The organism is Streptomyces sp. NPDC031265 (assembly GCF_055570295.1).
On record NZ_JBVIHM010000007.1, the window covers coordinates 61,401 to 82,764 of the forward strand.

18 protein-coding genes and 5 pseudogenes are annotated in these 21,364 nt (G+C 71.3%); 15 read left to right on the forward strand and 8 right to left on the reverse strand.

Annotated features, from left to right (window positions below; translation table 11 throughout):
- The first annotated feature begins 271 nt into the window (after window positions 1–271).
- The 5 genes from ACZ499_RS13430 (at window position 272) to ACZ499_RS13450 (ending at window position 6,508) form a co-directional block, all read left to right on the forward strand.
- The gene (locus ACZ499_RS13430; RefSeq protein ID WP_468674650.1) at window positions 272–1,267 is read left to right on the forward strand and encodes a hypothetical protein; all 996 of its coding nucleotides are present in this window, start codon (window positions 272–274) and stop codon (window positions 1,265–1,267) included.
- 560 nt (window positions 1,268–1,827) lie between these two features.
- On the forward strand, window positions 1,828–2,706 hold the full coding sequence (locus tag ACZ499_RS13435; RefSeq protein WP_468674652.1) for a DUF4344 domain-containing metallopeptidase: 879 nt from the start codon (window positions 1,828–1,830) through the stop codon (window positions 2,704–2,706).
- Window positions 2,707–3,528: 822 nt separating this feature from the next.
- Window positions 3,529–4,569, forward strand: a complete 1,041-nt coding sequence (locus tag ACZ499_RS13440) for a bifunctional DNA primase/polymerase (RefSeq protein ID WP_468674653.1) — start codon at window positions 3,529–3,531, stop codon at window positions 4,567–4,569.
- 107 nt (window positions 4,570–4,676) lie between these two features.
- Window positions 4,677–6,110, forward strand: coding sequence for a DNA primase family protein (locus tag ACZ499_RS13445; protein ID WP_468675014.1), 1,434 nt, complete (start codon window positions 4,677–4,679; stop codon window positions 6,108–6,110).
- Window positions 6,107–6,508, forward strand: a complete 402-nt coding sequence (locus tag ACZ499_RS13450) for a DUF6009 family protein (protein ID WP_361383932.1) — start codon at window positions 6,107–6,109, stop codon at window positions 6,506–6,508. The genes ACZ499_RS13445 and ACZ499_RS13450 overlap by 4 nt, the downstream gene beginning before the upstream one ends.
- 42 nt (window positions 6,509–6,550) lie before the next feature.
- On the opposite strand, the gene ACZ499_RS13455 is transcribed toward ACZ499_RS13450, so the two are convergent.
- Window positions 6,551–7,030 carry a carboxymuconolactone decarboxylase family protein gene (locus tag ACZ499_RS13455; RefSeq protein ID WP_468410389.1) on the reverse strand — a complete coding sequence of 160 codons (480 nt, stop codon included), beginning with the start codon at window positions 7,028–7,030 and terminating at the stop codon, window positions 6,551–6,553.
- Window positions 7,031–7,163: 133 nt separating this feature from the next.
- A complete protein-coding gene (locus ACZ499_RS13460) occupies window positions 7,164–7,445 on the reverse strand; it encodes a rodlin (protein WP_468674655.1) in 282 nt (93 codons plus the stop codon).
- Window positions 7,446–7,766: 321 nt separating this feature from the next.
- On the opposite strand from ACZ499_RS13460, the gene ACZ499_RS13465 reads away from it, so the two are divergent.
- Window positions 7,767–8,180, forward strand: coding sequence for an ATP-binding protein (locus tag ACZ499_RS13465; protein WP_468674657.1), 414 nt, complete (start codon window positions 7,767–7,769; stop codon window positions 8,178–8,180).
- Between the two features lie 837 nt (window positions 8,181–9,017).
- Here the strand turns inward: ACZ499_RS13465 and ACZ499_RS13470 are convergent.
- Together ACZ499_RS13470 and ACZ499_RS13475 are read right to left on the reverse strand one after the other, a co-directional pair.
- Window positions 9,018–10,211: a macrolide family glycosyltransferase gene (locus ACZ499_RS13470; RefSeq protein WP_468674658.1), complete on the reverse strand. Its 1,194-nt coding sequence runs from the start codon at window positions 10,209–10,211 to the stop codon at window positions 9,018–9,020.
- A gap of 134 nt (window positions 10,212–10,345) precedes the next feature.
- Window positions 10,346–10,799 (reverse strand): annotated as a pseudogene (locus ACZ499_RS13475) (transposase); the annotation flags it as partial.
- Window positions 10,800–11,124: 325 nt separating this feature from the next.
- On the opposite strand from ACZ499_RS13475, the gene ACZ499_RS13480 reads away from it, so the two are divergent.
- Window positions 11,125–11,328, forward strand: a complete 204-nt coding sequence (locus tag ACZ499_RS13480) for a hypothetical protein (RefSeq protein WP_468675026.1) — start codon at window positions 11,125–11,127, stop codon at window positions 11,326–11,328.
- Between the two features lie 96 nt (window positions 11,329–11,424).
- Here ACZ499_RS13480 and ACZ499_RS13485 read toward each other — a convergent pair.
- Window positions 11,425–11,523: pseudogene (locus ACZ499_RS13485) on the reverse strand (rodlin); the annotation flags it as partial.
- A gap of 230 nt (window positions 11,524–11,753) precedes the next feature.
- On the opposite strand from ACZ499_RS13485, the pseudogene ACZ499_RS13490 reads away from it, so the two are divergent.
- Window positions 11,754–12,086: pseudogene (locus ACZ499_RS13490) on the forward strand (MMPL family transporter); the annotation flags it as partial.
- A gap of 77 nt (window positions 12,087–12,163) precedes the next feature.
- A pseudogene (locus ACZ499_RS13495) lies at window positions 12,164–12,382 on the forward strand (response regulator transcription factor); the annotation flags it as partial.
- Window positions 12,383–12,384: 2 nt separating this feature from the next.
- On the opposite strand, the gene ACZ499_RS13500 reads toward ACZ499_RS13495, so the two are convergent.
- The gene (locus tag ACZ499_RS13500) at window positions 12,385–13,074 is read right to left on the reverse strand and encodes a hypothetical protein (RefSeq protein WP_468675028.1); all 690 of its coding nucleotides are present in this window, start codon (window positions 13,072–13,074) and stop codon (window positions 12,385–12,387) included.
- Between the two features lie 182 nt (window positions 13,075–13,256).
- On the opposite strand from ACZ499_RS13500, the pseudogene ACZ499_RS13505 reads away from it, so the two are divergent.
- The 4 genes and pseudogenes from ACZ499_RS13505 to ACZ499_RS13520 all read left to right on the forward strand — a co-directional run.
- A pseudogene (locus ACZ499_RS13505) lies at window positions 13,257–14,441 on the forward strand (glycoside hydrolase family 26 protein); the annotation flags it as partial.
- A gap of 713 nt (window positions 14,442–15,154) precedes the next feature.
- Window positions 15,155–15,334, forward strand: coding sequence for a ribbon-helix-helix domain-containing protein (locus tag ACZ499_RS13510; RefSeq protein WP_389895094.1), 180 nt, complete (start codon window positions 15,155–15,157; stop codon window positions 15,332–15,334).
- A gap of 16 nt (window positions 15,335–15,350) precedes the next feature.
- Window positions 15,351–15,695: a VOC family protein gene (locus ACZ499_RS13515; RefSeq protein ID WP_468410475.1), complete on the forward strand. Its 345-nt coding sequence runs from the start codon at window positions 15,351–15,353 to the stop codon at window positions 15,693–15,695.
- 44 nt (window positions 15,696–15,739) lie between these two features.
- Entirely contained in the window at window positions 15,740–16,609 is an 870-nt protein-coding gene (locus tag ACZ499_RS13520) for a class I SAM-dependent methyltransferase (RefSeq protein ID WP_468674660.1), read from the forward strand.
- Window positions 16,610–16,623: 14 nt separating this feature from the next.
- Here the strand turns inward: ACZ499_RS13520 and ACZ499_RS13525 are convergent, their stop codons facing one another.
- Together ACZ499_RS13525 and ACZ499_RS13530 are read right to left on the reverse strand one after the other, a co-directional pair.
- On the reverse strand, window positions 16,624–17,343 hold the full coding sequence (locus tag ACZ499_RS13525) for a response regulator (RefSeq protein ID WP_468410338.1): 720 nt from the start codon (window positions 17,341–17,343) through the stop codon (window positions 16,624–16,626).
- Window positions 17,340–18,179: a sensor histidine kinase gene (locus tag ACZ499_RS13530; protein ID WP_468674662.1), complete on the reverse strand. Its 840-nt coding sequence runs from the start codon at window positions 18,177–18,179 to the stop codon at window positions 17,340–17,342. The genes ACZ499_RS13525 and ACZ499_RS13530 overlap by 4 nt, the downstream gene beginning before the upstream one ends.
- A 138-nt stretch (window positions 18,180–18,317) precedes the next feature.
- On the opposite strand from ACZ499_RS13530, the gene ACZ499_RS13535 reads away from it, so the two are divergent.
- Together ACZ499_RS13535 and ACZ499_RS13540 are read left to right on the forward strand one after the other, a co-directional pair.
- Window positions 18,318–19,028 carry an ABC transporter ATP-binding protein gene (locus ACZ499_RS13535; protein WP_468410334.1) on the forward strand — a complete coding sequence of 237 codons (711 nt, stop codon included), beginning with the start codon at window positions 18,318–18,320 and terminating at the stop codon, window positions 19,026–19,028.
- The gene (locus ACZ499_RS13540) at window positions 19,025–21,334 is read left to right on the forward strand and encodes an ABC transporter permease (RefSeq protein WP_468674664.1); all 2,310 of its coding nucleotides are present in this window, start codon (window positions 19,025–19,027) and stop codon (window positions 21,332–21,334) included. The genes ACZ499_RS13535 and ACZ499_RS13540 overlap by 4 nt, the downstream gene beginning before the upstream one ends.
- The last annotated feature ends 30 nt before the right edge of the window (window positions 21,335–21,364 follow it).

Here is a 21,364-nt window from a genome sequence, read left to right on the forward strand (position 1 = left end):
GGTGCTTCCTCTCGTACGCCGTGGTGTGGGCGGTGGGGGAGGAGTGGCAGCACCCTCCCCGTCGTACAAACGTCCTACGCACGGACCGGGATCGAACATCGGCCGTCCGTGCGAGCGTTTTCGGCCGGGACCGGGCGGGGCGTACCGGCAGGGCCGGGTCCCGTACAGGCCCACCGGTACGCTGCCTGGTCCGACAGGCGGCGATCAAGCGGTGGCGGCTGCGTGTGTGCGCCGGGCGTACGCACGCAGCGCACCGACGGGGGCGAACCAGGTGGAGAGCGACAATCCGGCACGGCGTACGGACCGTCTGCCGCCGGAGGCGGTCGAGTTGTACGGACGGATCACCCGGCACGAGCCCCTCACCCCCGAGGACGGGCCGGTCCTGGCCCGGCTGCGGGAGCGCGGCCTGGTGGCGGTCGACGCCGATCTGCCGGACATCCCGATCGCGCTCGACCCGCAGGAGGCGGCCCGGCGGCAACTGGACGCGGACCTGCGGGAGATGGTGGCCCGGGCGGCGCGGATGGCGGCGATACCCGAGGACGCGGACGAGTTGAGCGTGCACTTCGAGCGGGCCAAGTGGCGTTCGGGGCGCGGTTCGGAGTTCCTGACGGAGCCTGGGCTGGTCAACGCCCGTATCGAGCACGCGATCAGCCAGGCGCAGGGCGAGCTGCTCACGGCCCAGCCGGGCGGCCCGCGCAGCCGGGAGCTGCTCGCCATCGCCATGGACCGGGACAGCCGGGCGCTGGAGCGCGGGGTGAGCGTACGCACGCTGTACCGCGACAGTGTCCGCGACGACGAGGCGACGCGGCAGTGGGCGCGGGTGATGACCGGCAAGGGTGCGCAGTTCCGTACGCTCATCGGGCCGTTCCAGCGGTGCATCATCGTGGACCGGCGCACCGCGTTCGTCTCCGACCACATCGTGAACTCGGTGCCCAGCCATGCCGCCTGGCACGTGCTGGACCGGGCGGCCGTCGCGTACATGGCGGAGGGCTTCGACCAGGAGTGGCGGCGCGCGGAGATCTGGCACGGCGATCCGCGGGCCGCGGACGTGGCGGCGGGGGCGCGTACGACCCGGCTCCAGCGGGAGATCCTGCGGGACACGGCCGCCGGGATCGAGCAGCGGATCACGGCGCAGCGCCTGGGCATCGGGCTGCGTACGCTCTCGAAGGAGATCGGCAAGCTGCGTGAGCTGTGGCAGGTGTCGACGCTGGCGGAACTCACGTACCGCTGGGCGCTGTCGGCGGAGCGGCTGATCGACGACGATTGACTGCGGCCCTGTGACGGCGTCGGCGGGGGCGTCCCCGGGCCCCTGATTGTCTGTGGGCCGGTTTTGTCTGCGAGCCGGTGGGGGCTGGGCGCGCAGTTCCCCGCGCCACTGAAGGCAGAAGGCGGCCCGGCCACATGGCAGCGCCTCCCGCGTCTGAGGAGCGGGGTCGCGTCCACTGCCCCCACGGGTTTTAGGCAGAAAAATCATCGGGAGAAAACGCGGTCTTCTCTGTTGCATGCTGAGCCCGGCCGATCGGAGAAGCCCGCAGCCTGGGGCGGCTTCGGTCCGTACGTCCGCTGTCACGGGGGACTGCCATCCGTGCGCATGCCAGAACCGGCAGTGCAGGGCCTGTCGTCGGGTTCTGCCGGGCATCGCGCGGGGCCGGGTATCCGAGCCGGGATGCCCGGACGCTGCCGAGTCTCGGCACGCCTCCCGTGCCCAGCGCCGGCGTGCCCGGCGCCCGTCCCGCCCCCATGTCCCGGCGCGGACGGTCGCCCGAAAGTCGGCCCGGATTCCCCGAGGTGCTGACGAAACGTTTCGTCAGCACCTTTAATGCGCCTATGCGCAGGTGGGGGAGTGGCAGAAGCGGCACGGTCCTTTACGGCGGTGCCCGGGCCAGGCTGAACGCGGGGGTCGCCTCCGCCCTACTGACGTTCAGCGCGGCCGCCTGCGGGCCCTCAGCCGCCTCGGACGCGCCCGGGGACGGCAAGGGCCGCCCCGCGCCCCGTACGGGCTTCTCCGTCCGCTACGCGCCCCCCTCCGCCCCCGACAAGGCCAACGCCGCCTTCCTGCGCGGGCGCAGAGTCCTGGAGCGGGCCTCTGCCGACCTCAACGCCTTCGTCTCCGCCGAACGGCTCGGCCGGGCAGTGGCGGTGGTAGGCCTCTCCTGCGGGGGAGAGGGCTCGGCCTACGACCCCGGGGCGCGGCGGATCGAGATCTGTTACGACGACGTGGCGCAGGAGCGGGAGCTGTTCGAGGGCGCGGGCGTACGGCCGGCCGACGACGAGGTCGCCGCCGTGCTGGCGGAAACGTTCTTCCACGAGGCGGGGCACGCCCTCGCCGACACCCTCGGCCTGGATCTCGGCGACCGGGCCGAGGAGGACGCAGCCGACCGGTTCGCGGCCCTGATGCTGATCCGCAGGGGCGCGGCGGGGGAGCGGCAGTTGCGGGTGGCGGCCCGGGAGTACGAGCTGTCGGCGGCCGGTGGCGCGGGCAAGGGCCCAGCGGACGAAGGGGGCCGGGACGAGCACTCCTCGGACCTCGTCCGCGCCACCAACCACCTCTGCTACCTCTACGGCGCCGACCCCGCCCGTAACGCAGGCCTGCGCGGCACCGGGCTGCTCACCGCCGAGCGGGCCGGTCGCTGCGGGGAGGAGTGGCGCGGGGTGCGCGAGGCCTGGCAGGAACATCTCGCTTCGGTCGCCGCGCCCAGCGACTGAAGCGACCGGAGCGACTCAAGGCCAAGGAAGGCAAAAAAGAAGGCCCGGAAGCACGGAGACCGGCCGGGGTTGCGGTTGTCGTAGCGACTGAAGCGACCGAAGCGACTGAGGCCCGGACCTCTTGGCGTGTCCCGGACCAGTCGGGGGAGCAGGTGCGGCGCTCGGTCGCTTCAGTCGCTACGACAACCGACCCGGGGAGCGCTTCAGTCGCTGCCGTTCGGTCGCTCCGAGCGCGTTCAGTCGCTGATTCGGGCGGCGAGGGTGACGGGTCCCGGGGGCTCCAGGGCGGGCAGCGACTGAAGCGAGCGACCGGGAAAAGTTCGGTCGCTGTTCAGTCGCTGCGCCAAAACCGCAGGTCAGATGATGTTTCATCGGACAATCAGCGACTGAAGCGACTCAAGCTCCTATATTCCCCAGGAACTCTGTTTTCCGTCCTCGTGTGCGTGTGCGTTGGATAAGTAGGGGGCTAGAGTCGCTTTGAGTCGCTGAATGATCTCTCATAACCGCCTGACCTGCGGTTTTGGACAGCACTGAGCGCAGCGACTAAAAGAATCCCAGTCGCTGGCCTTCAGTCGCTCCCGCCGGGTTCGGTCGCTGACCGTCCCCTCATCGACACGGGAGACGGGGGTTTTGCGCGGCCCTGCGCCACACCGGCCGCAAGCTTCGCTAACCTATGTTCGTCGTTGAGTCGCTTCAGTCGCTGAGTAGGGGAACCACATGACTGCTGAGCTGCGGTTTTCTCGCAGCGACTCAGAGCAGTCGGCCCCAGAGTCTCTGGTCGCTGCGCCCTCGGTCGCTCAACCGGTCGCTCAGCCCCTGCTCATGGCCCGCTGGTGCGCCTCCCAGGACTGGCCGGTGCACCCGCTCGCGCCGGGCCGCAAGACTCCGGTGGCCAACTGCTCACGCTGCCGCCGGCCTGGCCATCGTCATGACAACTGTTCCTGCATCGCCATCGGTCGCTGGTGCCACGGCTTCCGCGCGGCCACGGTCGACCCGGCCCGCATCGACAAGTGGTGGGGTGCCAACCCCGACCTCGGCGTGGGCGTGGCCTGCGGCGCCGCAGGCCTCGTCGTCATCGACATCGACGACCACCCCCAGCAGCTGCCGGGCCGCGACCGCATCCTGCCGGGCATCCCCATCCCGGACCAGGTCGATCTCACCGGTCTGACCAACGGGTTCCACTCCCTGGGTGTCCTCGCGGCCCTGCGCGGCCACAACAGCCCCGCAGACGACGCCTCGACCCTGCGCGTCCGTACGCCCTCGGGCGGGCTCCACGTCTGGTACCGGGCCCCCGAGGACGCCCGCCGCTGGCACTCCTCGGTCGGGCAGGGCGGCGGGGCCTCACTGGCCTGGCAGGTCGACGTACGGGCGCACGGCGGCTACATCGTGGCCCCGGGCACCGTGACCCCCGCCGGGGCCTACACGCCCCTGGAAGGGGCCAAGGAGCCTTCCCCGCTGCCCGCCTGGCTCGCCGAGGAGCTTTCCCGTACCGGGCATCTGCGCTCCCAGCGCGTCCCCGCCGCCAAGCCCCAGCCGGGTCCTTCCCCCGCCCGACGGGCCGTCATCGCGGCGGGCGGCGGCCGCGACCGGGCCGCCAGGGTCCTGACCTCCGCCCTGGCCGAGGTCGCCGACTGCGCCTCGGTGCCGGAGGGCGCGGGCTTCACGGACAAGCTGAACCGGGCCGCGTACACCGTGGGCGGGCTGGTGGCCGCCGGGTACCTGGGCGAGGCCGACGCCGAGCGGGTGCTGCTGGAGGCGGCCGAGTTCGCCCGGCCCGGGCAGGCCCGCCGGGCCGCCCCGATCGTCCGCAGCGGCATGGCTGCCGGCTCGCGCCACCCCCTTCAGCTCCGGAGCCGCCCGTGACCGCCTCCGGCCAAGGCCGCAACGACGACGTGCTGTTCGACTTCGACCCGCAGACGGTCGCCTCGCAGATCCTGGCGCACTCCCAGGCCCCCGCGCCCGGCGGAGCCATGCTGCCCTCTCAGAGCGGCGCCGAGAGCCGCTCTGAGGCCACCCAGGCCACCCACGCCGGGCTGCTGCCGGACACGCTCACGGACCGGGGCAACGCCAAGCTGTTCGTGAGGCTGTTCGCGGACGACTACCGGCATGTGCCGGGCCTGGGCTGGTACCGCTGGGACACCACCCGCTGGCAGCTCGACGAGGACGACACGGTGATGTGGGCGGCCGGCGACCTGGCCGAGAACATCGCCGACAGCGACCCGCGCGGCCTGTACACGATCCAGGCGCTCCAGCAGCACCGCCGCCGGGCCCTGTCGACGGCCGGGATGAACGCGATGCTCGCGCAGGCCCGTTCGGCCCCCGGCATGGTGCTCAACGCGGCGCTGCTGGACGCCGACCCGTACGCGCTGTGCACGCCCGCCGGGATCGTCGACCTGCGCACCGGCCTGCTGCGCACCCCGGACCCGAACAAGGACTTCCACTCCCGCTCGACCTCGACCGGGCCCCGGCAGATGCCCACGCCCCGCTGGAACCGGTTCCTGACGGACACGTTCGGCGAGGACCCGGAGTCCGCCGAGATGATCGGCTTCCTGCATCTGCTGCTCGGCTACTCGATCACCGGGGACGTCGGCGGGCAGATCATGCCGTTCCTGTTCGGATCGGGCAAGAACGGCAAATCGGTTCTGCTTGATGTGGTGATGAAACTGCTCGGCGACTACGCGGACGCGGGTCCCCCCGGGTTCCTGATGGCCCGGCCCTTCGAGGGCCACCCCACCGACCTCGCCGAGCTGCACGGGCGGCGCGTCATCGTCTGCTCCGAGGTCAAGCCCGGCGACAAGTTCGACGAGGCCCGCGTCAAGCTGCTCACCGGCGGCGACCGCATCAAGGCCCGCCGGATGCGCCAGGACTTCTTCAGCTTCCAGCCCACCCACAAGCTCTGGCTGCTGGGCAACCACCGCCCCGAGGTCGGCACCGGCGGCTTCGCGTTCTGGCGCCGGATGCGGCTGATTCCCTTCGAACGCGTCGTCTCCGACGAACGCAAGATCGACAACCTGGCGGACGTCCTGGTCACCGAGGAGGGCCCGGGCATCCTGAACTGGCTGATCGAGGGCGCCCGCCGCTATCTGGGCGGCGACAAGGACCTCACCGGGCCCGAGCGGGTACGGATCGCCACGACCGTGTACGCGGAGACCGAGGACCACACCGGACGCTTCTTCGAGGAGACCTGCGCCCTGCACCCCGATCACAGGGCGGAGCAGACCCGCCTCTACGCCGCGTACCGGGCCTGGTGTCAGAATGAGGGGGCACCCGTCATCACCTCCCGCGCGTTCGCCGCGCGCGCACGCGAACTGGTCGGGCTGGCCTCGCCCAAGGAGATGATCTTGTCCAATTCGCGGAAGTACTACCCGGGCATCGGACTGCTCGCCGACGAGGAGAGGGCATGAGCTCCCTGATCACCGACGACGAGATCAGCCATGAGACCGAGCTGGTCTGGCTGGAGGACATCTCCGGTCTCGACTACGTACGCCAGAGCCTGGACCGGCTGCCGACGCGCCGCAGCAGGCCCGCCTACCACCGCGACGGGCGCATGGTCGGCTACGCGCTGCTCGGCCCCAAGGCCAAGGCGTCGCCGTCCTCGGGCACCTGGCGCCGCCGCGTCTTCTGGGTGCTGCCGCACGACCGCGACAGCGAGCCCGACGGTCTGTACGCGACGGGCGCCCCCGCCGAGGCCATCGACCCGCGCACGCTCGCCCCGGGCAGCAAGGGCCGCAAGACGGAGCGCTCGGAGGGCGGGCCGCCGTCCTCGGCGATGCGCGAACTCGGGATAACGCTGCCGCTCTGAGACGGCGCTCCCACAGGTGCCGGTGTTACGCGGGTACGACGCTCACCAGCTCGCCCCGGCCGGCTGCCGCGTCGTCGCGTTGAGCCGGTTGAAGAGGTTCGTCAGGGCGATCATCAGGGTCAGGGAGGCGAGCTGACGCTCGTCGTAGTGGCGCGCGGCCTCGTCCCAGACTGCGTCCGGCACGGGGTCGGCGCGGTCGTTCAGCCGGGTCGCCGCCTCGGCCAGCGCCAGGGCCGCCCGTTCGGCACCGGTGAAGCAGAGCGCCTCGCGCCAGGCCGCCACCGCGTGCAGCCGCTCGTCGCTCTCCCCGGCCTTCTTGGCGCTGAGCACGCCGCCGTGGACGCAGTACGAGCACCCGTTGATCTGGCTTGCCCGCAGATGCACCAGCTCCAGCGTCGCCTGGGGCACCCCGCCGCTCTTCGCGGCCTCGAACACGGCGAGCAGCGGCCGCATCGCCTCGGGCAGCACCACGGCGGGGTTGCGCATCCGGGACGGGGGTGCCGTCGGGGTGGTCGCGGTCATGGAGTGCCTCCTTGTGCTCATCTCACGAAGACCAACGAGCCAGTACGGCAAACGGGACGACCCCGGTGCGAGGAAACCGTGCGGAAGAACGTGAAAAGCCGAATGCCGACGCGTCCGGAGCCGGGGGAGCGGCTCAGCTCTCGGTGGCGCCGTCGCCGGACAGGACCGGGATGTTGTTCAGGATGTGCGAGAGCGGCTCGTCCTTCTTGGCCTGGGCCGAGTTCTCGGTGCACTGCTGGTTCTGCTGCGCGGACAGGATCGGGATGTCCTGCACACCGATGCTGAGCAGGGCGATGAGGGACTGCGCCTGAACCTTCTGGAGCAGGCCGATGCAGGGCTTGTCCAGCGTCCCCCCGACCAGGCTGAGCTGCGAGCTCACGTCGCCCTTGGTCTTCGCGTTGCCGTAGTCCTGCACGGAGTCGTCGCCGCTGAACGACGTGGAGCCGTTCTCGTTGCCGATGGCCAGGGCCTGGGTGCCACCATCATCGTGACACCGGCGACGGCTGCGGCGAGCGTTTGGCCGGGACGCCCCCGGGTCGGCGTCCCGGCCGGAGCCGGCGGACCTGAGCGCCGGTTTCGAACGCAGGGTTGAAATCTGTCAGGACATCGGTCTGGTGTCCGGCCGCAGGCCGCCGTTCGTCGTCCGGGAGAGTGGCGGCTGCAGATTTCCTGGATGATCCGGTCTGTCCGGGGCAGTCGGATAGGAATCCCAAGGACCGAGCCGCCGGAGACCGTGATGGTGCATCCCTCCAAGGAAGACCGCGGGCCCCTCGATGACGGCAGCCTGCGGCCGGCGGAGCAGGCCAGGGACGTGGCCCGAGGTTTCCTGGCCGTGGCCGCGCCGCAGGGCGGGAGTGCGGTGGACGCGGTGCAGCTGGTCGTGTCGGAACTGTTCGCCAACGCGGTTCAGCACGCCGGCGGGGTGACCGGGTTCCAGCTGAAGGCCGGGCCGGACACGGTGACCGTTGCGGTGCACGACGCCAGCACCGTCGCTCCGCGGTCCCTGCCGTTGGATGCGACCAGGCCGGTCGGTTTCGGCTGGCATCTGGTGCAGGAGCTGTCGGTGGAGGTGCGGGTGGACATCCATGCGGCGGGCAAGACGGTGACTGCCGTGGTGCAGTGCCCCAGGGGCGTCACCCCGCGGGACTGAAAGGCGGGCCCGGACGTTGACGTCGACGTGTCCTGGGCAATGGCGTGTGCGCTGACTTGAGGGGCCTCGCGTTTGCCGGACAGGTGTCTGCCGTTGGTTTCACGCGACAGTGGGCAACTTCTGGGCGGCCGCGCCAGTCGTAGTAGCCGGATCTGGACACGTCGAGTCGCTTGCACATGTACTCGACGCTGTATGCGTACTCCACTATGTCGAGTCGCATCTCGTCGACGAACTCGTACTTGCTCGCTACCGGGGATCCCTCGCGAAGTACGCCGCGCGTCTTTTCAGGAAGACGTTCTCCATCTCGACTTCATGGATGCGGCGTTCGAGTTCGCCCAGGTGGCCGCTGCTGCTGGCGGCAGGGGGTGTGCTGGGTGTGCGCCAGCGTCCGGTCGACGACCTTGGACAGGTCGGAGGTGTCCGCCGGGCCTGCGAGGTCGGAGCCACCGCCGGAGCGCCGCAAGCCCCGTGGGTCGGAGAAGACCCGACGTATCCCGACGCGGCGAGCGCACGGTAGCGGGCGGAGTGTGTCCTGTGGTCCGCAGGCAGGATGATCCACGGCCCGGGGACCACCACCAGCGGGAACGGCCCCCTACCCGCCGGTTCGTAGACCGTCGCGGCCAGCTTGATCCCGTCCGCCGCCTGGAGGGCGACACCGCTCACCCGCACCCCGACGTGGCGCCCCGCTTCCTCCTCACCTTCCGGCTTCGGCCGTCGCGGGAGCGTCGACGGCTGCCGTCGTCGTGGCCGCCCCAGGACCTGCTGCGGCACCCGCCAGCAGGGCTGCGGCCACCACCACTCCGATACGTCCGGGGCCCGGGGAGGAGCGTGTCCCCATCAGCCGCCCACCACCACCCGGTCGGCCAGGACCTTCTCGACGACCTCGGCGGCGGCCCCCGCGCCACCGGCCGCCGCGATCTCCTGCCGCATCCCCGCCACCGCGGCCGCGATCCGTCGGTCGGAGGCGACGGAGAGGACCGCCTCCCGCAGCGCCCCGGGGGTGGCCCGCTCACGCGGCAGGTGCACTCCCAGTCCCAAGTCCTGGACCTGGTCGGCGTTCACCCGCTGCTCGGCCATCTGCGGAACCACCACCATGGGCACCCCGAGCGCCAGGGCCTCCATGACACTGCCCATCCCGCCGTGCGTGACGAACACCGATGCCGCCGCCAGCACGTCCATCTGCGGCACACTGGCGTGCACCTCGAAGCCCTCCGGCAGCCTGCCAAGGCCCGCCCCCGCAACCTGCTCCCCGACACTCATCACCACATGCCGGTCCAGACCGGCGAGGGCATCCACACAGGCCCGGTAGAACTCGGACCGGTTGTTGAACTGCGAGCCCAGTGATACGTACACCACCGGCCTGTCGCCCTCCGGGGCCTGCCACCGGCCCTGGAACGAGCGGTCGCTGATCGCCGGTCCCACCCAGTGCGCCTGGCCCGCCCGTACAGTCTGGGGCCGCCGCTGGAACGACCGGGGGAAGAACGCGACGGTCCGCGGCGGAGCCAATGTCAGCGCGTGTACGCCCCCCGGAACCCCGAAATCTGCCAGCGCCGCCGCCAGCTGCGGAAAGCCGGGAATCTCAGCGATGTCCCGCAGACCGAAGAACTCCTCGACCAGCCCTTCGTAGGGGATGTGCGTCGGCGCCAGCTGCACCACCGGTACGCCCCAACGCGCGGCCAGCAGCGGGCCCGTCCACGCGTACACGTCGTACAGCACCACGTCGGGGCGGCGGTCGGCGAACGCGGCCTCCAACTGGGGCAGCGCGCCCAGGTTCACCCCCAAAACCTGAGTCACGCCCTGCGCCATGTCCTCCGGTGCTTCACCCAGCGGCGGCACCTCATACACCACCGGCTCCGCGCCCACGGCGCGCACCTGAGCCGCGAACTCGGCCGTCACCGCGTAGCTCACCCGATGTCCACGATCGACCAGCTCCCGGACCACAGCAAGGGTCGGCATCACATGACCGGCCATCGGCACGTTGAACACCGCGACATGCGACCCGCACACGTCGCCGCTCGTTTCCGTCATCATCACAAATTCCCTGCCCACAGGCGGCATCAGCCGCAGCACGAGATCACGTCGCAGCCTCAACGCCGCAACCACCGCCCAAGCTGTGGTGTGCAGCAGATGTCACCCGAACGGGCCGCCGCTCAGCCTGGGACACGTGTGGCGCCGGGCTCCAGGACGGCTACGAAGGAGTACGGCCGGCCCGGGACGGACTGCGACGCGGACTTCGCCCGCCCGTAGACATGGCAGAACAACCGGTCCGCCGAGCACGGCGCATCCGAGCGCAGCCACGGTTACACGTCTACCGCGAGCACGGGCGGCCGCCGTCGAAGCGCGGCAGGGGCATGTCGGCCAGCTGGGCCCGCAGCCTGTCGACGTCGATCCGGCCGCGGTTGAGGGCCCCGCCCCGTACAACGCTTCGTGCCCACGCCGGTGCTCGGGCACCAGCGTCAACTCCACCGGTGAGGTGACCGGCCCGTCGACACACAGCAGCGCGTCGGTCAGCTCGAATGACTCATCCCGTCGGGCGGTCAGACACTCGTAGAACCCTCCCCGGAAGCGTGACGCTTCCGCGAACGCTCCCTGCCGGACATCGTGATGCAGCAGACTCACCCCTGGCGGTCTTGGTCTCGACAAGGTGAAACGCGCGCTCTGGACAGCACGCAGGATCACGCCAAGGCCGCCCCCCCACGTTCGCCGAACCCCCTCCTGAGTGATCAAGAGTGATCAAGTTCGGGACGCCGTTCGAGGCCGGAAGAAAAAGAACAAGCTGATTCCGGCTCCACGGGTGGAGCTCTGCAGGCATCAGCGGACGGAGACCGGTAGCGGTTGCCGTCCGCTGATGATTGATGGCCCGAATGGCCCATCCGGGCTGTGAACGGCCGCCCCGCACGGTATGGGTGTCAAGGACCGCTCCCGCGAATCCGAGGTGAGAGACATGCCGGAGCCCGAACGCACCTGGCACCGACAGGCGTTCATCCCCGCCAGCCGCAGGGAGAGCGTCCCGCCGCCCGCGCCCGTCGCCGAGCCGCCCATCTACCAGGAGCTCGCCGCCGCCTGGGCCGCTCAGGGCCGCACCCTGCCGGGCGGGCCCGACCGCGAGTGGAAGGCTGTGATGGCCCGCCCCTGCTGGCCCGTCTGACCCTGACCCTGGCCGTACGTACGGGAGTACGGGGAGTACGCGAAAGGGCCGGACCACCGGTGACGGTGGTCCGGCCCTTTCAGCGCGGTCGGGTCGGCTGCCGTGGGCGCCGTTGCCGGACAGGATCGGGATGTGGCTGAGGATGTGCGAGAGCGGCTCGTCGCCCTTGGTCCGGGGCGAGTTCTCGGTGCACTGCCCGGCTGACGTCACGCTCTCGGAGCTGGCGATCGAGCTGTTCCATCCGCTGGACGACTTCACGAAGGGGGTGTTGCGGGGGATGGGGTGAGTTCCGGCGATCGCCCATCGGGCCGAGCCGGGGGTTGCCCCACCCGCCTCTCGCTCCCCCACGTCCACCACCCGGTGGACCCCGAGTTCAACCGGCCGGGCGTGTCGGGGGGTCGGGGCCGGCGGACAGGATCCTGGGTATGAGTCGACTTCCTGTGCGGATAGGCCGTTGGAGTGCGCGGCACGCGTGGCGTGCGGTGGCCGGATGGTTCGTGTTCGTCGTTCTGTGTCTCGGCGTCGGCATCGCAGTCGGCACCGACCAAGCCACCACCGAGGACTTCAGGGTCGGGGAGGCGGGGCGGGCCGAGGCGATCGCCGCCGATGGCGGGCTGCAGCGCAGGCCCACCGAGCGTGTCCTCCTGTACGCCCGGTCCGGGCGGCTGGACGTGGCCGAGGCCCGGACCGCGGCAGGGGAGATCGGCGCCCGGATGCGGGTGCTGGGCGAGGTGGAGCGTGTGGGGGCGAGAACACGGCGCGCGAGAACTTCGCCGAGGCCCGCGTCCTGGTCGGCTCCGCCCCGCAGAGCGGGCTCGTGCCCAGCCAGGCTCGCGCCCGGATGCGCCGGCCCGCCCAGGTGGCGCTGACCGCGCGCGAGGCACAGGTGCTGAACGCGGTTGCCGACGGTCTGTCCAACGGGGAGATCGGGCGGCGGCTGGTGATCGGGGAGGCCACGGTGCAGACCCATCTGCTGCGGGTCTTCGCCAAACGCGACGTCTGCGACCGTACGCACGCGGTGGTCGTGGCTCTGGAGCGGGGCCTGGTCGACCGGCGTCAGCGCGGCCGCGTGCCGAGCCGTCTGTGGACTCCCTTGAGGACCCGCCGCGCCGTGAACTCCGCCCCGTGCGCTGAGCGCATCGCCGGGCCGAAGAACGCCGCTGTGAGCAGGCCTGCGAAGAACAGCCCCGGGTGGGCGGATTCGAAGCGGGTGTCCACCCACGGGGGCGCGTCGGGGGTGCGGCTGAGGCGGCGGCGTACCGGCATCGACAGCACGGTGACGCGGTCGGTGCTCGCTCGGTAGCGGGCACCACCACCGTTCATGGGGCCGGTCGGCCGGTCGGTCAGGAGGATGCGTACGAAGGTGGGGAGGCGGCGGAACAGGGCCGGGTGGGCGGCGCGGAACCGGTTGTGGCGGGCCGGGTCGGGCCCTGTGCGGTCGGCCTCGCCGCAGGGGGAGCGGGGACGGAACTCCCTTGTGGGGAGGGGCGGTTCGGTGAACGGGGTGGGTCCCAGGGCCAGTGCCACCGTCCGCGTGCGCATGCTCTCGCCGTCCTCGGTCACCACCTCGAAGCCGTCGCGGCCGTACGGGCGGACCGCGGTCACCGTGCGTTCGTCCACCGGGAGCGCAGCCCGCTCGGTGCGGCGGCCCAGGAGGCGCAGGTGGAGGCCCGCGGCGGTGGCGTGGGCGGCGATCGAGCGGCCGTAGGGGCCCGCGCCGACGACGATCAGGTCGTACTCGTACATCGCGGGCGTGTTCTCGGCGGCATCCTGGCGGTGTCCTTTCCCCGGCGCCGGTGGCGGTGACTGTATGCCTACCCCAATAGGGGGATCAACGTATCCAACTGATTATCTTCCCGATCAGCGTAATAAGAATATTTTCCAACTGGGTATATGAGGTATGGGGGATTCGACGTGGAGGAGTGGACATGCGCCAGGGGAAGCACCGCAACGGAAAACACGGGCGGAAAAGCCGGTCGGCCACGGCAACCTACAAAGCGGCGTGCGCGGTTGTGGCGGCCGGTGCCCTCGCCTCGTGTCTCGCCTTTGCCCCGCCGGGACGCGACCCTGGGCCTGCGGGCGGCGCCGAACCGGGCCTGAAGCATCCCTCCACCACCTGGTTCGGCGCGTTCCTGGAGTCCGACGAGCGGGGCGTGCAGCGGATCGGGGAGCTGGAGAAGTGGCTGGGGGGAGCCGATCTGAGGGTGGGTCACACCTATCTGCCCGGGGGGACCTGGAGCGATATCGAGGGCCGTGCGTACTTCCTGGAGAGCTGGGCGCGCTGGCGGCGCGAGCGCGCCGACCGGCTTTTCGTGCTCAATGTGCCGATGCAGGCCCACAACGAGGAAGGCGTCTCGGACAACCGGGTCCGCAGACTGCTGAGGCAGGGCCAGGAAGGCCTTTTCGACGAGCATTTCAGGAAACTCGCCGAACGCCTGGTCGCGCTGAACATCCCGGACACGGTCATCGTGCTGGGCTGGGAGATGAACGGCACCACGTACACCCATCGCTGCGGGCCCGACCCGGAGGCCTGGAAGGCATACTGGCGGCGCGCCGTCACCGCGATGCGCTCGGTGCCCGGCCAGAAACTCCGCTTCGATTTCGCGCCGAGCCGGGGACGGGACGCCGTACCGTGGACGGAATGCTATCCCGGTGACGACGTCGTGGACGTCATCGGCATGGACTCCTACGACCAGCCGCCGGGCGAGACCTTCGACGAACAGGTCGAGGAACCGTACGGCCTGCAGCAGCACGTGGACTTCGCCGCCGCGCACAAAAAGCAGATCTCCTATCCGGAGTGGGGGCTTTCCCGCAACGGCGACAACCCCGAATACATGCGGCGCATGCTGGAATGGATGGACGCGCACAAGCCGCTTTACAACACCATCACCGACTACTGCCCGCACGGGGTGTGGCAGTGCGGCGCCAACCCGAAGGCGTCGCAGGTGTACCGGTCGGTCCTGTCCGGCCGCAAGGACCCGACCCCGAAGCCGCCGGTGACGCCCCCTGTCACACCCCCTGTCACCCCGAAGCCGCCGGTGACGCCCCCTGTCACCCCGAAGCCGCCGGTGACGCCCCCTGTCACCCCGAAGCCGCCGGTGACGCCCCCTGTCACCCCGAAGCCGCCGGTCACTCCGCCCGTGACGACCCCGCCGGTGACCCCGACATCGAAGCCGCCGGTGACCCCGCCGGTGACCCCGCCGGTCACGCCGCCTGTCACGCCGCCGGTCACGCCGCCGGTCACCCCGACATCGAAGCCGCCTGTGACCCCGTCGGTCACTCCGCCCGTGACGACCCCGCCGGTGACCTCGCCAATCACTCCGCCGGTGACGCCCCCTGTCACCCCGACATCGAAGCTGCCGGTGGCCTCGCCGGTCACTCCGCCGGTGACGCCCCCTGTCACCCCGACATCGAAGCTGCCGGTGGCCTCGCCGGTCACTCCGCCCGTGACGACCCCGCCGGTGACCTCGCCAATCACTCCGCCGGTGACGCCCCCTGTCACCCCGACATCGAAGCTGCCGGTGACATCTCCGGTAAAGCCGCCCGCGCCGAGCCCAGCCGTGCTTCCGGTCGCGGCTCCGGTGAAGCTGCCCGTATCGCCGCCCGTTCCCTCGGCCAACTGCCAGCCGGGGGACCTGGGTCCCTGGATCGAGTACTGGGTCGGCAAGCTCCGCCTGCGGTTCGACTGGTACTTCAGGAACCGGTGAGCCGGTGAGCCGCTGAACCGCCTGCCCCCGTCCGGCCTTCGGGCCGGGCGGGGGCAGGCCGTATCCGGCGTCCCATCAGGTCTAGCTTGCTAGGTCACTAGGATGCTAGCATCGGTCTCGTGGGTGATGAGGAAGTCAAGCAATTCAACGTGTACCTGCCGATCTCGCTGATCAAGCAGGTCAAGTACCAGGCCATCGAGTCGGGCACGTCCTTGTCGGCGCTGGTCGCCGACGCGCTGCGTGCCTACCTCGATGACGCCCATGGGACCGGACGGCAACCGACCGAGGGGAAGAACTGACATGGCGACCGAAGGAATGGCCACCGAAGGAATCGAGGCCGTCTTCCTGACGACCCACAACTGGGGCAGGGCGGCGAAGTTCTTCCAGACGCTCGGCTACGAGCTGGAGTTCGCGACCGACCACAACTCCGCGCTGCTCCGCAACGGCGACGGCGCGTATGTGTTCATCGCCGAGGTCCCCGAGGACCAGGAGCCCCAGACGCGGATCGTGCTGAAGGTGCCCGACGCGGACGCCTTCCGCCCCGACGCGGACCTCGACGTGGTCACACCGTTCGAGGACACCCATTACGGGACCAGGGAGATGACCGTACGCGACCCCGACGGGCGCGTGTGGAGCCTGCAGGCTCCCGGCAAGAACTGATCACGCAGGAACGGACGAGGGGGAACATCATGAGGGGGAACATCATGAAGGACGCGACAGCCGACAAGCAGATCGCCGCGCCGGACAACACCGCCGTACGGACCGCCCTGTGGCGGGCGATGCACGTTCAGGTCGACCCGGCCCCGCACGTCGTCGAGGACGAGATCGGTCTGCGGATCGCGGACCCCGGCGACGGCTGGCGCGAGCGCCCGGACATGGACCCGCACCGCACCAGCGGGTTGCGTGCGGCCATGGCGGCCCGCGCCCGTTTCATCGAGGACCTGATCGCCGAGCAGACGGACCTCGGCGTCACCCAGTACGTCATCCTGGGCGCGGGCCTGGACACCTTCGCCCAGCGCAGGCCCGAGATCGCCTCCCGCCTGCGGATCTTCGAGGTGGACCAGCCGGGCCCGCAGGCCTGGAAGCGCCGCCGCCTGGCCGAACTCGGCTACGCCATCCCCGAGTGGCTGCACCTGGTGCCGGTCGACTTCGAGGCGAACGAGAACTGGTGGGAGCGACTGGCCGCAGCGGGCTTCGACAGCTCCCGGCCCGCGGTCGTCGTCTCCACCGGCGTCACCATGTACCTCACCAAGGAGGCCACCGCCGCCACCCTGCGGCAGATCGCCTCGCTCGCCCCCGGCTCGACGCTCGCCATGACGTTCCTGCTGCCGGCCGAACTCGTCGACGAGGCCGACCGCCCCGGCCTGCGGGCCAGCGAGGAGGGCGCCCGGGCGTCCGGCACGCCGTTCCTCAGCTTCTACGCCCCGCAGGAGATGCTGCGACTGGCCCGCGAATCCGGCTTCAAGGACGCCCACCACGTCTCGGCGGCCTCGCACGCCGAGCGCTACTTCGCCGGCCGCACCGACGGTCTGCGCCCGTCGAGCGGGGAGGACGTGCTGGTGGCCACCGTCTGACCGCCTCCGCGCACCTATCGGTGAGGGTCGGTGGTGTCAGCTGAGTCGCCCGGTGAGACGAGTCCCGTCTCGTAGGCGAGGACGACGGCCTGGGCCCGGTCGCGCAGGGTCAGTTTGGCGAAGATCCGGGCCACGTGGGTCTTCACCGTCGCCTCACTGAGCGTCAGTTCCCGCGCCAGTTCGGTATTGGAAAGACCCCGGCCCATGAGCGTCAGCACCTCGCGCTCGCGCGGTGTCAGGGCGGCCAGGTCCCGGTGGACGGCCGGCGTCGCGGGGCCCGGACCGGTGGCCGGGGCGCCGGAGGCGAAGCGCTCCACCAGGCGGCGGGTGATCGAGGGTGCGAGCAGGGCGTCGCCGGTGTCGACCAGGCGTACGGCGGCGGCCAGATGCGCGGGGGTGACGTCCTTGAGCAGGAAGCCGCTGGCCCCGGCGGCGAGGGCGGCGTAGACGTACTGGTCGAGGTCGAAGGTGGTCAGCATGATCACCCGGCAGTCCGGGGCCTGCGCAAGAATGCGGCGGGCGGCTTCCAGGCCGTCCATGACGGGCATCCGGATATCCATCAGTACGACATCGGGCCGCAGCCCGCGCACGACGGCCACGGCCTCGGCCCCGTCACCTGCCTCGCCCACCACGTCGATGCCGCGCGCGGTCAGGATCAGGCGGAAGCCGGTGCGCACCAGCTCCTGGTCGTCGGCGATCACGACGCGCGGGGCGCGCCCGGTGGGCGTCGTCATGGCCGGTCCAGCGGGATACGGGCGCGGACGCGGTAGCCGCCGCCGAGGCGGCGGCGGGCGTCCAGGTCGCCGCCGTAGACGGCGACCCGCTCCCGCAGGCCGAGCAGCCCGCGTCCCGTTCCGTCCGCCGGGCCCCGGCCCGGCTCCTTGGGTGCGGGCGCGCCGCCCGACAGGACGCTCGGTCCGCTGTTCAGCACCTCGACGCGCAGGCAGTGGTCCGCGTACCGCACCGTCACCTCGGCCTTCGCCCCGTCCCCGTGTTTGAGCGCATTGGTCAGGCCCTCCTGGACGATCCGGTAGGCGGTGACGTCGATTCCGGTCGGCAGCGGGCGCGGCTCGCCCGAGACACGCATCTCGACGGGCAGGCCGGCGAAGGCGATCCGGTCGACCAGCGGGCCGAGCCGGCTCAGGCTCGGCTGCGGCGACAGGTCCACGTCGTAGGGCTCGTCCTCGCCGTTCTGCGCGGGTGCGAGCAGGCCGAGCAGGTGCCGCAGCTCGGTCATCGTGTTCCGCCCGGCGGTCTCGACGGCGCTCATCGCGGCCGCCGCCTCCGCGGGCATCGTGGCGAGCACCTCGCGGGCGGCCCCGGCCTGGACCACCATCACGCTCACGTTGTGGCTGACGATGTCGTGGAGCTCGGCGGCGATCCTGGCCCGCTCGGCGTCCACCGCGGTCCGCGTCGCGCTCTCGCGCTCCCGCTCAAGGAGCCAGCCGCGCTCCCCGATGGCCGCCCGGTGCCGCCGCCGCGCCCGCAGCGCCACTACGTACAGCCACCCGGCGGCGCCAACTGCCGCCGCCAGGGCGATGACCAGCCAGATCGTCCAGGATTCCCCCACCTGATCATCTTCGCAGGTGTACGGCGCGCCGCGCATCGGCCCCCGGATGCAGCTCCGTACATCCCCGGGATGACCTGCCCGGACGGATACATCCGGGGGGTGACGCCCCGTCATCGGACCCGGACCTAAGTTCGAGCCATGACAACTGATCATGATGGTGCCCGGCAGGTAGTGGTGCGGCTGGACGGCGTACACAAGGAGTACGGCGACGCGAAGGCCCTGGACGGCCTTTCGCTGGAGATCCGGGCGGGCGACGCGGTCGCCGTGATGGGCCCCTCCGGCTGCGGCAAGTCCACCCTGCTCAACATGGTGGCCGGCCTGGACCGGCCGACCTCGGGCACGGTCGAGGTGCAGGGCCACGACCTCGGGAAGCTGAACGAGACCGGCCTGGCACTGTTCCGGCGGCGGAACGTCGGCATGATCTTCCAGTTCTTCAACCTCATCGACGACCTGCCCGTCCTGGACAACGTGGCGCTGGCCGCGCAGCTGACCGGCACCCCGGCCCGGCAGGCGCGCCGCCGGGCCCTGGAGCTCCTGGACGAACTCGGTGTCGCCGAGCGCCGGAACAACTATCCGGCGACGCTGAGCGGCGGCGAGCGCCAACGCGTCGCCGTGGCACGGGCGTTGATGAACCGCCCGGCCCTGCTCCTCGCCGACGAGCCGACCGGCGCCCTCGACAGCCGGTCGGGCGAGCAGGTGATGGATCTGCTGATCGACCTCAACCAGATCGGCCAGACCCTGCTGATCGTCACCCATGACCCGCAGCTGGCCACCCGCTGCGCCAGCCGGCTGATCGAAGTCGCCGACGGCCGGGTCGCCCGCGAGAGCGTGCTGGAGGCGACCGCGTGAGCGCCGTATGGAGAGCCTCGCGCGCCGCCGTGAAGCGCCGCCGGCTCCAGACCTTCGTCATCGGTCTCGTCGTGCTCTGCTCCACCACGACCGTCCTGCTCGCGCTGGCGCTGCTGAGCGCCGCCTCGGGCCCCTTCGACAAGGCGTACGCCGAACAGCGCGGTGCCCATACGGTGGCGGCCTTCGACACCACGAAGGTCTCGCGGGAGCAGCTGGCGCGGACCGCCCGGCAGCCCGGGGTTCAGGCCGCGGCCGGACCGTTCGGCCAGGCCGTCGTCGACATCCCCAAGGGCTGGCTCTGGATGGCGGGCGGCACCCTCAGCGTGGTGGGCCGGGCCGATCCGGCGGGCCCCGTGGACCGGATCGAGCTGCTGGAGGGCCACTGGGCCACCGCGCCCGGCGAGATCGTCGTCAACTGGTCCGTCCAGGGCTCCCCCGGCACGGAGCTCCTCGGCACCAAGCTGGAGATCCCCGGCGGAGCGAAGCTGACCGTCGTCGGATTCGCCGCCAGCATGAGCAAGTCGGCGAGCGCCTGGGTCTCGCCCGGGCAGATGGCCGCACTGCACCCGACTTCCGCCCAGATGCTCTACCGCTTCACGGACTCCTCGACGGAGGCCCAGCTGAGCGCCGGGCTTGCCCGGGCCACCACCGGACTGCCCGAGGACTCGCTGACCGGCGCGCAGACCTACCTCACCCTCAAGCAGGCCTTCTCCGCGCTGGCCGATTCCTACCTCCCGTTCATGACGCTCTTCGGCGTCCTCGGCCTGCTGGTCTCCACCCTGATCGTCGGCAACGTGGTCAGCGGGGCGGTCGTCTCCGGCTACCGGCACATCGGGGTGCTCAAGGCCCTGGGCTTCACCCCGAACCAGGTCGTCGCGGTCTACCTGACGATGCTCTCCGTACCGGCGGTGGTGGGCTGCGTGCTTGGCACCCTGCTGGGCGACGCGCTGGCCGGGCCGATCCTGAAGGTCGCGTTCACCGGCATCGACGTGGGCCGGGCCTCGGTCGGCGACATCAGCTTGTGGGTGTCCGTGGCCTGCCTCGTGGGCATGCCCGCCCTCGTCCTGCTGGCCGCGCTGGTCCCCGCCCTGCGCGCCCACCGGCTGCCCGCCGCACGGGCGATCAGCGCGGGCGGCGCGCCGCGGACCGGGCGCGGGCTGCGCGTCCAGCGGATGCTCGGCGCCACCCGGCTGCCGCGCCCGGTCAGCCTGGGCCTGGGCCAGCCGTTCGCGCGCCCCGGCCGCACCCTGCTGACCCTGGCGGCCATCGTCCTCGGGGTCACCACGGTGACCCTGACGACCGGACTGACCAGCACCTTGGTGGCGTTCGGCCACGTCGGGCGGGAAGACGGCGGCGAACGGATCCACGTCACGACCGGGGGGTCGGGCGACGGCCGGACCCCGACCAGGCTCGGTGACGTACAGATCGAACAACGGCTGCGCTCCCTGCCGGGTGCGCAGGGGGTACGGGCCCGCGCGCTGTCCCAGGCGAACATGACCGGGCAGACCCAGCCCGTCTTCGCCGACTTCTACCGCGGTGACGCGTCCTCGTACGAGCACACCGTCGTCAAGGGCCGGGCGCCGGAGGAGGCGGGCGAGATCGTGGCCGGACCGGCCTTCCTGACCCAGCGCGGGCTGAAGCTCGGCGACCGGGTCACTCTGGAGCTGAACGGCAGGAAGGTCACCGCGACCGTCGTGGGTCAGCTCATCGAGGGCAACGCCCGTGCTCTGGAGGCCACTTGGGACACCCTCGCCCGACTCGCACCGGACGCCCACGCCACCGAGTACACGGTACGGCTCGCCCCCGGCGCCGACGCACGCGCCTACGCCGAGGCGGTGGCGGCGCTCGACCCGGGCCTGCACGCGTCGGTGCTGGACGCCGGCAACGCGGGTACCGCCACCGTCATCACCTTCTCCACGGTGTTCACCGCGCTGCTGACCCTGGTCGCCTCGCTCGGCGTCTTCAACACCGTCCTCCTGAACACCCGTGAGCGGCGCCGGGACCTGGGCATGCTCAAGTCGATCGGGATGACCCCCCGGCAGGTGGTGGTGATGACGGTGACCTCGGTCGCCGGTCTCGGCGCGGTCGGCGGCGTGCTCGGCATCCCGCTCGGGATGGTGGCCCACCGACTCGTCGTGGACCACGTCGGAGTGGTCGACTTCCCGGAGTACATGAAGGACGTCTGGCACGCGCCGCAGCTGGCCGCGATGCTCCTGGCGGGTGTGGCGATCGCGGTCCTCGGCGCCCTGGTCCCGGCCCGGTCGGCGGCCCGGATGACCATCGCCTCGGTGCTGCACACCGAGTAGGTCACCCGGCAGCACCGGTCCCCGGATCCG